This is a genomic window from Psychrobacter sp. BF1, from assembly GCF_019279065.1.
Taxonomy (GTDB): domain Bacteria; phylum Pseudomonadota; class Gammaproteobacteria; order Pseudomonadales; family Moraxellaceae; genus Psychrobacter; species Psychrobacter urativorans.
In genome coordinates this window covers 49,860-63,486 of the sequence record NZ_JAGYWV010000003.1, presented here as the reverse complement: position 1 = coordinate 63,486, position 13,627 = coordinate 49,860, and the positions used below count along the sequence as shown (strand labels likewise).

The following is a 13,627-nucleotide window of genomic DNA, read 5'->3' as shown; positions in this document are numbered from 1 at the left end:
CTCTGTCGACATAGGCATGGGCGTAGGTATAGGCACAGCAAGCAAAAAAAACTCTTTACAGTCTTGTGTCATAAAGTGAAGTATCTATTCTATCTGGTATCGACTATATAAGTGGACTGCTGACGTTATTGTATATCGCCAGCAAAAATATGACTGATGCTGTATAAAGTATCTGTATAGCAAAAACTGGGTAGCAAATACCGCAGAGCAACTACTAGTATCAGGTTATCGGTTTGTTTAATTGATAGCCGAATATGACTTTTGAGTACGTTCCACTGTCAGCAAAATATTTATAATCTGCCTCTATTGTTAGCCCATCAACTTAACCTAGGCTTCGCCTGTCGCACAAAATGGCTGCGCTTTAAATTCGCCAGCACCAATCCCAATAAAATTAACCCCATCGCCAACATCTTCCACCAAGTTACCACTTCACCAGTGAGTAGCACCGACGTTATCATGCCAAATATGGGCACGAGTAGCGCAAACGGTGTTACCTTTGAGGCGTTATTTTCACTCAATAACAATGCCCATAATCCAAATCCAACTAGGGTAGAGATATAGACAATAAAGACAAGTGCCCACCAAGATTTTATTGAGGCGTGCGTAAATGTAGCAACTTGCCAACTATCGGTCTCAAATATTAATGAAGCAATAGTCAAGATCACACAGGCTATTAAGCCGCCCCAAACCACCAGCGATAATGCTGATAATGGCGCTGACTGTGCAGTAGTTACTGGCGCTAGACTTACTGCTGTATTAATAGGTTGAGGTGTATTTGCAGATAGTGGCTTTGCTGCCTGACTCGAAGCCTGTTTGGAGGCAATATTGCCAAAGCTCCAGCCTGTAGCGGCAATCAAAATACAAATAAACCCAAGCAGCGGCATATCCCCGCCTAAGTTGGTCGCAATCACCGCCAGCCCCAATACGCCAATGACCATCCCCACAAGCTGCATTCGGCTAACAGGCTCACCCAGCATAAAATAGGCAAGCGATACAGTGATAAATATCTGTAATTGCAATAGCAGCGCCGTCAAGCCAGCTGAGGCACCAAGGTGCATGGCAGTGAATACAAAGGCGTATTGCATCACAAAGGTGCCGATGGCATAAATGAATAGGGTGCGGTTAAACTTAGGTGGCTTGATAAATAGCACCAACGGAATGGCAGTAAAAAAGAAACGCATGGCGCTCAGCATCAGCGGCGGAAAGCTCTCAAGCGACCAAGCAATAAAGGTAAAATTGATACCCCAGATTAGGGTGACAATGACAGCAAGCGCAAGGTGTAGTGGGGTCATTGATTATCCTTTGAGTTGGCGTGTTGTGAGAGATCAGCACGATAATAGCTAGACGGCGTACCCGGCTCATTAAATGTATGCCAAGCTCTTCTCAACTGAACATCAGAGCTAAATCCTGTATTACTATCAATCGCACCATCCTCAGCAAAGTTGTGGCAATGGTTCAGTCCTCCTTTAAATAAAAGCTGCAAGTATTGATTAAAAGCACAGCTATTGGTTTAGCCTTAAAAGGACGTTGCGGTAGTACTGGCTATCATTATTTTTTGTTTGATAACCGCTATTGTACAAGCCTTAACATGCTGCTGCGATTTGCTAGGCGCCAATGACCGAACAGATTGGGACATTTTTATGCTACTACCACTTTATGGAGACTGGTTTAATTTTGCTGATTGAATCCTAAATAGGTTTTAGTAGGAAACTTGGTAGATTGCTAAAAAGTATGCTGGTAGCAGATATAAGCATAATGGCTATGAAAGAGAATCAAATTAAAGACTTTAAAGTGATTCTCTTTCATAGAAATAGCAGCTTCTTCTAACGGCTCTCTTGAGTGAGTGTCTAAGATGGCAGTTATAAGCTTAGCTGGCCTTATAAGCTACGTTATCAACTGTAGTGCCTACAAATTCATCGGCTTCGATAGATTTACCGAGAATACGGTTGCCAACGACACCGGAAGTGATAGAGCCACTAACATTCACTAGGGTGCGCATCATATCGATTAATGGCTCGATTGAAATCAACAGTCCGGCTAGCTCTAACGGCATGCCTAAAGTCGATAACACGATGATAGCTGCAAACGTTGCACCACCACCTACACCGGCCACGCCGAATGAGGCGATCATAGAGATGCCCACTACAGAAGCTAGAAACCCTGCGTTCCAAGGGTCAATGCCCATCGTTGGAGCAATCATAATCGCTAGCATGGCAGGATAAACACCGGCACAACCATTTTGCCCAATAGTAGCGCCAAAAGACGCAGAAAAGTTGGCAATAGGTTTAGCCACGCCAAGCTCATTAACTTGCGCATCAATATTTAGTGGAATTGAAGCGGCAGAGCTACGTGAGGTAAAGGCAAAGGTCAGTACAGGAACGATTTTTTTAAAATGCGCAATAGGTGAGCGGCCTGTCAACATGATAATAAACGCGTGCACTATTAGCATGATAAATAGCGCAACATAAGAGGCCAATAAGAACTTGGCCAATTGCCAAATAGCAGTAGCATCAGTGGTGACTATTACTTTAATCATCAATGCTAAGATACCATAAGGGGTCAAGCGGATGATAAAGCGCACCAGAGCCATGATCCAGCTTTGTAAGACATCAATAGTGCGGATAATGACTGCACCTTTTTCGGGATCATTCTTATTGACCGTCAACGCTGCCACACCCAATAAGCTGGCAATGACTACTGCCGCTATCATCGAGGTACTTTCTAACCCGGCGAATGTACCACCGATACTAGTAGGAATAAAGCTTAATATTAAACCTGGAATCGTTAAGTCTGCAACTTCCGTACTGCTCTCTACCATGCTTTGGCCACGAGCGATTTCTGATTGACCTTGCACGATTGAGCTGGCATCAAGATGGAATAAATTGGCGATAATAGCACCATCTAAAGCAGCGATACCGGTAGTAATAAGTAAAGTGCTGATGATCCAAAAACTCATTGAACCGATCATAGAGGCTTTTTCTAAGCGAGCAATAGCGGCCAATATCGAGATGAAGACTAAAGGCATAGCAATCATTTTTAATAAATTCACGTAGCCATTGCCGACGATATTGATCCAAGGTAAGAAGTCAGTCGTATCAACGTTAAGAGCTGAGAGTATCAGACCGTACACAACACCTAAAAATAGACCAAGAAACACACTGCGACTCAAGGAATCACTTTGGCGGTGATAACGCCACAAGCCATAGAGCAGTACTATAAAAACAGCAACTAATAATAATAACATCATGATAAAGACCTTAAACACCGAAAAATATAAAGAAAACCTAAAAATCAATCTGGGTCATTATCCTGATCTAGCTCATAAGGTCTAGCGCTAAGTAACGATGTTGTTATTCCATTTCGTTATAAGCATCAAACAATTAGGTTATAAGTCTTTTTTGTCTGGTTTATAGAGTTCATTATCCTACTAATCACCTCTAATTATCTCCCATGCTATATCTAAAGTATTAGCCATAAAAAAACAGGCGGTAGCGAATAATTGCTACAGCCTGTTAATTTTCTGACAGTTGTAAATTGATTTAAATGACTAAGTTAATCTAACTGTCTGACCTTTAAATCAGGATCATTGGTTGCTTTTAAAGCTTCTTGTCGACGATGCTTAAGGGACGCTAATAACGCCCAACCGATAAAGGCAATACCGATAAGACCAGTGATAAGCTCTGGCACATGGAACTTCATCGATATCAACATAATAAGGGCTAAGGCACCAATAGCGTAATGCGCACCATGTTCAAGGTAGATGAATTCGTCCAATGTACCTTTATCTACTAAGAAGATAGTCATAGAACGTACAAACATCGCACCAATAGCTAAACCTAACATGATAACGATAACGTCGTTGGTAATAGCAAAGGCACCGATAACACCATCGAAACTGAATGAGGCATCGAGCACTTCTAAGTATAAGAAGCCGATAATACCACCTTTCATAATAGCACTACCTGCAGCACCAGTGCTGCCAGTACTACTGCCTTCACCCTCTAATTCTTCTTCTAAGTCGCCCTCTAACATACCAGAAATTACTTGCACCCCTAAGTATATTAAGATACCCCAGACGCCAGCTATTAGCACTGCAGCTGACTGATCAGGTTGAACCCAAGTTAGAGAAATCATCAAAATTACTAGCGCAACAAATACGCTCATAGCATCGACTTGACCAAATTTGGCTAAGCGGCTCTCAAGCCAATCAAACCAGTGTACTTCTTTATCATCAAAGACAAAGTTTAAGAATACTAGTAATAAGAACATACCACCAAAAGCTGAAATTTCAGCATGATGCGCTAGTAGCTTAGCTGAGTATTCTTTTGGATCATTCAAGGCCAAGTCGATAACTTGCATCATTCCTAAGTCAGCGGTGACGGCAACAATGACGATCGGGAATACTAGGCGCATACCAAAGACGGCAACCAAAATACCCACAGTCAAGAAAATCATCTTCCAAAAGTCATCCCAGCCTTTGAGCACTGAAGCATTGACTACTGCGTTGTCGAAAGATAACGAGATTTCCATAACTGCCAAAATAGCAGTAATCGATAGCGTAGATATGAGCCCGCTCATACCGCTATGTGAATACCCCCACCATGCGGCTACCGCTAAAGCGATAGCGGTAAAGATAAAATCTAAATAAAAATGTCTCATGACATGTCCTGTCTGATTGCATAAAGCTAATGTCGTTAAAGCTGGTTTGTCGCTGAGGAAATAACCTAGGCCTATACTATAAAAAGCAGCTATTGCTAGCTACTTTTTGAGTATAGTTATAAATAAAAATCAATAGAAAGATAAACCATTGCCGAAGGTTTTACTACTAAAAAATGCATAGTTTTGCAATTATTTGTACTTCATCCTTAGTCAACCCAAGATATGGGCTAAGGACTGTATATCAATTTTTTATACCCAGCCGCTATTGGATGGTCCACTATCTATTATAAAAATATCGAGACTAAATTGAGAGTTAGATATCAACGCCATACTGCTGACACATAGCTTGCAGACCACCAGCATAGCCTTGACCTACTGCGCGAAATTTCCACTCATTGTTATGGCGATAGACTTCACCGAATACCATTGCGGTTTCGACAGAGTAGTCTTCTGCTAAGTCAAAGCGTACCACTTCAGTGCCCGTTTCTTCATTAACAACACGGATAAAAGCGTTAGCAACTTGACCAAAGTTTTGACTACGTGCAGCCGCATCATGAATGGTAACTGTTACGACGATTTTGTCTACATCAGCTGGGACTTGAGTTAAGTTAACTTTAACCAATTCATCATCACCATCACCTTCGCCAGTGCGGTTGTCGCCAGTATGCTCAACAGCACCGTTATCAGATTTTAGCTGATTATAAAAAATGAAATCGTGGTCGCCGCGCACTTTGCCAGCAGTACTCAATAAAAACACACTGGCATCTAGGTCGAACTCGGCCCCTGAAGTAGCACGTTCATCCCAGCCTAAGCCAATAAGTAATTTGGTTAAGTTAGGATCAGTTTTGGTTAGCGATAGGTTACCGCCTTTATTTAATGATAAAGCCATGGTTATGTCCTTTTTATTAGAATAAAATTATTTTAAGAGCAAAGAAGCTAAACGAATGAAGATATATATTATTTAGGAACGGTCTATCATAACAACAATAAATGACCCAATCAAAGCTGATAAGGTCATTGTTATTAAGGTTTATGTAGTTTTGCTATAAATTTAGCTGCTTTGCACAGCAAAACAGCTGGTTAGACGGCTTTGCTGTTGCAAGCGATTAGCGATGACGAATCTCAAAGCTCTGATGAATAGGTTTTTTGACATTGAAGTCGAAACCAATAGTCTCTTGAGTCACATCGACAATATCATAACGCTCAGTCAGCTGCTCATCGAGCTCAAAGCGGGTAAAGTTGTTAGAGAAATACAAGACCCCATCAGCAGTCAGGCGGTTCATTGCTCGATTGATCAGTGCTGAATGATCACGTTGAACATCAAAGGTACCTTGGAATTTCTTGGAGTTAGAAAAAGTAGGGGGATCAATAAAGATAATATCGAACTGTTCAGTATTGTCTTTAATCCACTCAAAAATATCCGCAGCGACGAACTGATACTTATTACGGCTAACATCAAGACCATTAAGCACGAAGTTTTGCTTACCCCAGTCTAGATAGTTTTGCGATAAATCAACGCTAGTCACTTTTTTGGCACCAGCAAGGGCAGCATGGACACTAGCAGTACACGTATAAGCAAACAAGTTCAGTACCGCTTTGCCACGGCTATTGTCTTTAATGCGTGCGCGCATATTACGGTGATCAATAAACAAACCAGTATCTAAATAATCAGTGAAGTTGACATAAAAATAAGCGTCGTCTTCACGAGCGATATAGAATTTACCTTTTTTCTCGGTATTGCCTTGCTTACTATACTGATCATTACCCGACTGGCGAGCACGAGTCTTGATAAACACTTGCTCACGGTTAATGCCTAAAACTTCACGGATACCCATCAAGGCTAAATTAAAGCGCTTTCTAGCGGTTTCAGGTGGGATAGTCTTAGGCGGTGCATACTCTTGTACGTGCACATAATCACCATATAGATCAATGGCAACCTTAAAGTCAGGCAGATCGGCATCATAGACACGTATATTGCTGACTTTCTCTTTAGTAGCTTGTTTTCTGAGGCGACCGAGATTCTTTTGTAGACGGTTGATAAAGTCTTGGCCTTCCTCAGTATCAATCTCACGCTTCTCAAAGCGACTCATTAGATTGCCAACTTGGCCAGGGATTAGCTTGCCGTAACGGAAATAAACCGTGATAGCACCATTATGACAACGCAGAGTTTTTGGCTCGCTAATAGGCAGAATATCGACTTGTTCGACATTGGAAGCTAAGATACCAACCATAGGATTGACGTCGCTACCAGCAAAGCTATCCTGCAGGATAAGCCCTATAGCCTGATAAAGAGGACGAATATTCTCCTCATCGCCTAGACGCTCACCATAAGGCGGATTGGTAATGATCAGTGGATTACTCAATCTACCGTCTTTGACCATCGGACTCAAAGTACTATTAAGTTGATCAAGGGCACGAGTCTCAAGGTCTATCAGCGATAACAAGTCTTGTAAACCGGCGGCAATTAAGTTTTTCTCAGTAGCTAGTATTGCGCCACTATCGGCATCAAAGCCTAAGATTAGCGGTAGAGTATCCGGTTGCTCGCAAGCAATAGCTAAAGCGTCACGGAATCGGGTTTGCGCATCATCCACCATCGCCATCCATAAGGTCTCATCGTGATGCTGCCACTGATAAAAACCAAACTGATTGGCGGCCTTATCAATGCCAACCGCATAATCGCAATGCATCAGCAGCGCTTCGATAATAAAAGTACCTGAGCCACACATCGGATCGATTAGCGCATTATAAAAAGGCGTGTTATCAGTCTCATTCTGCTTATGCCAGCCCGCACTGTATAACAGAGCTGCAGCTAAGTTTTCTTTTAACGGTGCATCGGTCATAGCTACACGATAACCACGACGATGTAAGCTAGTACCAGATAAATCTAAATACAGTTCGGCTTGCTTATCATTGACCGTTGCAAAAATAGCAAAATCTGGGTTTTTGCTGTCGACATTTGGGCGGCTGTCATAGACTTCATTAAAAGTATCGGCAATCGCATCTTTGATACGCAACATAGCGAACTGTTGACTGACCGCCACGCGCTTGTCTACTGATAATCGAATAGCAAAAGTCTGCTCAAGCTTAAATTGCTCAGTCCAATTGATCGACTTGGCTAGGCCATATAACTGCTCCGCTACATCATATTCAGCATTGATATTTTTGCGTTTGATCAGCATCAATACTCTAGAGGCCACCCGCGACCACAAGCAAATAGTATATAAATCACGCAAGGATCCGTTGACGTTTAGACGCCCTGTACTTTTGATTTCACTGGCGATACCAAAGCTGGTTAGCTCAGTCTGTAGTGGTGCTTCTAGCCCATCAGCACAAGTGATGATAAGCTCAAGCGCTAAATCTGGCGCTGCTACTGGCAATGAGGTTGATAAGGGCGCTTGCGCAGCTGCGGGCGTGGTTGGTTCGGTCATACGGATACCTGTGTCTAGATAAGCAAATCAGAAAATAAAGCGTTAGCGTTTAACCGGCGATTTTACCATAATTTCGGTCGATAAAGTTTAAAGCACAGAGGTTTAAGCGATATTAGATAACCGTAATAATGGTTAATAAGCCAATACTCTAATAAGTCTAAAGCAGCTCACTCTATTTTCTTTATCACCAAACTATTAATAATATGCCAATAGCATTAACAAGATAATCATAGCCGATTAGCATCCAACAGGGGTAAAGGGATAAGTTATGCGTGGCCTAAAGTGAGAGGGTCAGTCATTATTTTTAGCCAATAAGGTTTTGTCTTCTACAATTTGAGTAGTAGTGGCAAAAGGTTTAGTCGGGATAGGGTAGTCAACGTCTTTAGGCATAAGCAGACGCATATGCGGATAAGGAGTCGAGATATTAGCGTTGTCAAAGGCACGTTTTATAGCCTCTTGTAGGTTTTCCTTAATCTTAGGCATACGGGCAACTGATGCAGGTTTGACCCAGAATCTGACAATAAAGAACACCCCATACTCACCGATTTCAGCTACTGTGGCTGAGGTTTCAGGACGGCTCAATACTACCTCAGTATCTTCTAATATTCGCATGATTTCTGCACGCGCCGTATCGACATCATCTTCAAAAGCGATACGTACTCGAATATCGAAACGGATAAAGTTCTTGGAGGTGATATTAGTAACTTCAGAAGAAGCAACATTGGAGTTGGGGATGATAATAGTGATGTTATCACGAGTTAGGATATGAGTAGTACGCAAAGAAATAAGGACCACTCGACCTTCTTTGTCATTGATATTAATCCAATCCCCTACTTGGAAGGATTGCTCGAGCAAAATAGTAATACCAGCGATAAAGTTGGCCAATGTAGACTGAGCGGCAAAGCCGACCGCCAAACCGACGATACCTAAACCGGCTACCAGCGAGACTATGTCGAAGCCAAACTGAGCCATTACGCTGGCTAGACCTAGTACTAATAGCAGTACGGATAGAATGTTTTTGAGTAGCTGTTCAATAGAAGCGTTTAGACCATAATGCTGCAGAACTTTATGAATGATCTGCCCTGATGAGGTCCATAATATGTAATAGATGCCGGCCCAAGTACAAGCTTTGGCAGTCGCTTTGACAGTAGTAGGCTCAAAATTAATTTGGCTCATAATCGCAATCAAGCTAGCTACTATCCAAATATAGCGCAGGATGGAGCGAGCAATTTTGGCGCGTCGATCATTAAAGCGCAAACGCATCTTATTATGCTTAATAAAATAAATAGTTAGCCAATAAAAAAACCCTAATACGGCGAGCAGAATTAAGATTTTTATACCTGTACTGACTAGCTCTACCGCATGCGATGACCAATCTAAAGTGTCTTCTTCTACTGAGCCACCAATCGCTAAATAGAGACTAGTATGCAAATCACGAATGATCTCTTGAAAAAACTCAGTAATTGTAGCTATTGCCATTGTTTGATCCATAAGGGTGGTAGGAATCAGCTTTGATTAGAAGTGTAGCTGAGCCACTATCTACAAGCCATCTTGCTGTGCATCATTGGGTTGACGCGAAATCGACATCTTATCTTGCACATCTCGCAAAGCAGTACGTAACCCTTCTAAAATAGTAGGGTGATAAAAAGGCATGTTGAGTAAGTCTTTAACGCTTAAATCATTAGTAATAGCATTGGCTATTATGTGACCAATGTACTCCGCATCAGGACCTACCATGCTAGCCCCTAAGATGGTATGGGTTTTTTTGCAACCATAAACGTGCAGCAGACCACAATTAACCCCCATAACACGGCTGCGTCCTTGGTTATCAAAACTCACTTCACCGATAACATACTCAAGCCCTGAATTTTTAATTTCAGGTAGTGACATGCCTACATTAGTAATTTGCGGCTCACAAAAGACGATAGAAAAGGGCACGGCAGGAGCTCTAACGTAGGCATCATCATTGTCTTTACAGACAGCATTACCAGAGCTAAAGCCTTCATCGCTAGCGACATGCAATAACGGAATATGAGCATTAGCATCGCCGATGATATAGACGTCAAGATCGCCAATCTGACCAGTAGCGATATCTAAGTCTTGTGGCTTGTTACTATCATCAAGGACTACCCCTAGATTTCCAACGCCCAACTGCTCAATGTTATTACGTCGTCCAGTGGCTACTAAGACGTATTGGCCTTCCCAGCGGCTCTTGTTATCCTCTTTATCTTTATAGTTAATAAAGGCTTGGAGTTTTTTATCCTCAGTAGTCAAAGTCCCGACCTCAGTAACTTCAGTAGCCAGTTTCATGGTCAGATCACTACTCAAGCATTCAATAGCTTTTTGATTGATAGCTTCATCTTTAAGGCTAGCCACTCTATTGACATTATTGAATAGAGTCACTGCTACCCCTAAACGAGTCATAGCTTGGGCAAGCTCTAAACCTATTGCGCCCGCGCCAATGACCGCCATTGATACTGGTAGATCCGAGAGCTCAAATATAGTGTCAGAAGTCAGGAGCGTAGTGCCTAAGTTATTACGCCAATCGTCAGGGACAAAAGGAGAGCTGCCAGTAGCAACGATAATTTTATCAGCTTTGATTATTTCGTCGTTAACTTCAATCAAACCTTGCTTATTGATATAGGCCCGCCCAGATATCTTTTTGTCCGCAGGCCAGCCTTCAACTTGTTTTTTAACGCTATTAGCGAAGTGATCACGCTCAGCTTGAACTCGTGCCATGACTTGCTTGCCATCGATACGTACTTCAGTATGAATACCAAATTGGTCAGAGGACTCAGCTTCATGAGCACGATTAGCAGCAGCGATTAATAGTTTGCTGGGCATACAACCAATAGTGGCACAAGTGGTTGTCCAAAACCCATCATTAATAATAACGATATTTTTAGTTATCTTGCTGGCTTGGCTAAAAGCATTTTGTCCAGCAGTACCAGCACCAATCACTGCAACATCGACATGGCGAGTGATTTTGGTAGTCGATGACTGGTCATCAGCCTTACTAGCAACTTGGTTATCAGATGATTTGCTCATATTATTCTCAACTTAAAAGTAATAATTTTAGGTTATATAGCTTAACGATAAGCTTTGATCGATTATAAATAGTTTAGCTATTATCTAATAATCAGCAATTAGATTAAGTAAAGCTACATAAGCACACAGCACTATAAATGTAGTAGGCTGTTGCAGAAATGTTTTTAACTGAGCCTACTACAACCTAAGCTTGATAACCAGGACACTATATCAACTAGAGCACTAGGTAATGCGCAGCTATTTATTAGGCTAAGGTTTCTAGCAAACGCTCAGCATAATCCTTAGCTCGTAAGTTGCGCTGGGCATGAGTGAGTACTCCTTGCTTATTAAATACAAAGGCTGAGCGCACTAGGCCGATAGTGGTTTTGCCATACATATTTTTTTCTTGAATCACATCGAAGTATTGGCATAGCTTCTCGTCACTATCACTGATAAGCGCAATTTGTAAGTCGTATTTTTCGATAAATTTTTGATGTGATTCTACACTATCACGAGACACACCAATGATGTCGTATTCAAGATCATCAAAAGCATTGAGGTGTTCAGTAAAGTCATTCGCTTGAATAGTGCAGCCAGGGGTATCATCCTTTGGGTAAAAGTAAAGAATAAGCCCTTTGCTTTTATGAGTAAGAAGGTCCACTAAGCTAATATCATCATGAATGAAATGCCCATCTAACTGGCGAACTAGGGTTACTGGAAAAGTAGGTAAGGTGATAACTTCAGTAGTGGCTTTAGCCATGATAAATTCCTTTTTATATTCATTGACAGAGTTAGCTAAAAAGCTGCTAGAACGACAAGCTAATTTAGCAGTTTTACACTTTGCTAGATTATAGGCAACTGCTAGCAACAAAAAAAGACTGACTAAGGTCAGTCTTATTTGTAGGACGATCAACCATAGCTTAATTAAAGCTCTAACTATTTAGCCGTTAAAAGCTTTGCTAAGTTATATTAAGCAGGCTTCTGTGGTTGTTTTAGATTCAGGCCTTCAGTACATTGCTGCAACTCTTTTTGCATCTTTTTTACATAAGACAAGCTTGAAGGGTCTTTTTTGTTTTGCGCGTAGCTCTCAATTTCCCACATTTGGCCAATAGTCATTTGACTACGCACATTGATAGTACAAGTGCACAGTTTAGTTGCAGTATTTTTATCTGCTACTTTATATTTGACGGCGCCACTGACACAGCTATTGATATTGTCTTGCTTGATATCGGCGGCATTAGCTTGCGGCATAGCGATCAGACCGATAACTACTAAAGGTAAAATTTGCAATAACTTCATAAGGTTTCTCTCTCGGACAATATAAACAGTGGGGTTAAAAAAGTAGATAACTAGACATTAGTATCAGTTACTATAATCTGCTATTTTTGGCTAACTATTATAAGGCATGTTGTACACTCACAACTAGATCCTGCTATGGTCTATCGTTCAACACGCCTATTCACAAACTGGCTTTTAGTGTTTATTGTTTATAAGCTCATAGCGACGAGCTTAGCCGCTACAATAACAATTATGCTGAGAAAAAAACACTACGCTCCTGCTGTGATGATGCAATCAAATGTTACGCTTTTGTTTAATGAAGCTGTTTATTGGGCATTAATAACTTAAGGACCCATCAAACTGGCTATTATTAGCCTTGATAGCGAGTTGGATCAGTGACCTTGGCTTGTGCGAATCCTTGGCGACGCAGTACACAGCTATCACATATCCCACAAGCTAAACCCTGAGCGTCTGCTTGGTAGCAAGAGATAGTCTGAGCATAGTCGACCCCTAGAGTAATACCAAGCTCAATAGTCTGTGCTTTTGATAACTGTTGCAAAGGGGTTTGAATCCTTAGTTGATGACCAGTAACACCAGCTTTAGTGGCTAGGTTGGCTAAGCGCTCAAAGGCGGCTATATATTCAGGGCGACAATCAGGATAGCCTGAATAATCCACTGAGCTGACACCGATGACAATATGATTGGCATCAGTAACTTCCGCTACCGCTAGGGCGTAAGATAGAAAGATAGTGTTGCGTGCTGGTACGTAAGTATTAGGAATGGCATCATTATCAACTTCATTATCAACGCTTGCATCAGCAGCCGCGTTGGTACTTTTAGTCGTGAGCTTATTAGCAGTAGTGAACTTATCAGTATCACCATCAGGTATGCTCATGCTGTGATCAGTCAGTGACGAACCCCCCAGCTGGCCGATATCGAGGTCTATAATACGATGAGCGACACCAGCATTTTGGGCGATAGCTTTAGCGGCTACCAGCTCACTATTGTGGCGCTGACCATAATCAAAGCTTATAGCAGTAACACAAGCATAGCGCTCTTTAGCCCAATAAAGACAAGTTACTGAGTCCAAGCCACCGGACAGTAGCACTACAGCATTTTGAGTATTAGAATTACAATCAAAATCAGTGATCGGCATAGTGTTAGTCATAATAATATTTATCGTTAATAGGCAAAGGAGCTATTTTAGCAAAATTATTATCATTACAACACCGTAG

General features: G+C 41.7%; 10 protein-coding genes. All 10 read right to left on the bottom strand.

Annotated features, from left to right (window positions below):
- Positions 1-317: 317 nt before the first annotated feature.
- Positions 318-1,292, bottom strand: coding sequence for an EamA family transporter (locus KZA12_RS05085; protein WP_218689458.1), 975 nt, complete (start codon positions 1,290-1,292; stop codon positions 318-320).
- Between the two features lie 575 nt (positions 1,293-1,867).
- A complete protein-coding gene (locus KZA12_RS05080; protein ID WP_218689457.1) occupies positions 1,868-3,247 on the bottom strand; it encodes a cation:dicarboxylate symporter family transporter in 1,380 nt (459 codons plus the stop codon).
- 305 nt (positions 3,248-3,552) lie between these two features.
- On the bottom strand, positions 3,553-4,659 hold the full coding sequence (locus KZA12_RS05075; protein ID WP_201622723.1) for a DUF475 domain-containing protein: 1,107 nt from the start codon (positions 4,657-4,659) through the stop codon (positions 3,553-3,555).
- A 313-nt stretch (positions 4,660-4,972) separates the two neighbouring features.
- Positions 4,973-5,548, bottom strand: a complete 576-nt coding sequence (locus KZA12_RS05070) for a TerD family protein (RefSeq protein WP_201622722.1) — start codon at positions 5,546-5,548, stop codon at positions 4,973-4,975.
- 217 nt (positions 5,549-5,765) lie between these two features.
- Positions 5,766-8,087: a bifunctional 23S rRNA (guanine(2069)-N(7))-methyltransferase RlmK/23S rRNA (guanine(2445)-N(2))-methyltransferase RlmL gene (rlmKL, locus tag KZA12_RS05065; RefSeq protein WP_218689456.1), complete on the bottom strand. Its 2,322-nt coding sequence runs from the start codon at positions 8,085-8,087 to the stop codon at positions 5,766-5,768.
- A gap of 291 nt (positions 8,088-8,378) precedes the next feature.
- The gene (locus KZA12_RS05060) at positions 8,379-9,566 is read right to left on the bottom strand and encodes a mechanosensitive ion channel family protein (protein WP_256932830.1); all 1,188 of its coding nucleotides are present in this window, start codon (positions 9,564-9,566) and stop codon (positions 8,379-8,381) included.
- Positions 9,567-9,626: 60 nt separating this feature from the next.
- On the bottom strand, positions 9,627-11,135 hold the full coding sequence (locus KZA12_RS05055) for a dihydrolipoyl dehydrogenase (protein WP_218689454.1): 1,509 nt from the start codon (positions 11,133-11,135) through the stop codon (positions 9,627-9,629).
- Positions 11,136-11,379: 244 nt separating this feature from the next.
- Positions 11,380-11,874 carry a peroxiredoxin gene (locus tag KZA12_RS05050; RefSeq protein WP_201622718.1) on the bottom strand — a complete coding sequence of 165 codons (495 nt, stop codon included), beginning with the start codon at positions 11,872-11,874 and terminating at the stop codon, positions 11,380-11,382.
- A 209-nt stretch (positions 11,875-12,083) separates the two neighbouring features.
- Positions 12,084-12,413 (bottom strand): hypothetical protein, encoded by a 330-nt coding sequence (locus KZA12_RS05045; protein ID WP_201622717.1) that lies wholly within the window; start codon positions 12,411-12,413, stop codon positions 12,084-12,086.
- A 349-nt stretch (positions 12,414-12,762) separates the two neighbouring features.
- On the bottom strand, positions 12,763-13,560 hold the full coding sequence (queC, locus tag KZA12_RS05040) for a 7-cyano-7-deazaguanine synthase QueC (protein WP_218689453.1): 798 nt from the start codon (positions 13,558-13,560) through the stop codon (positions 12,763-12,765).
- Positions 13,561-13,627 lie beyond the last annotated feature (67 nt).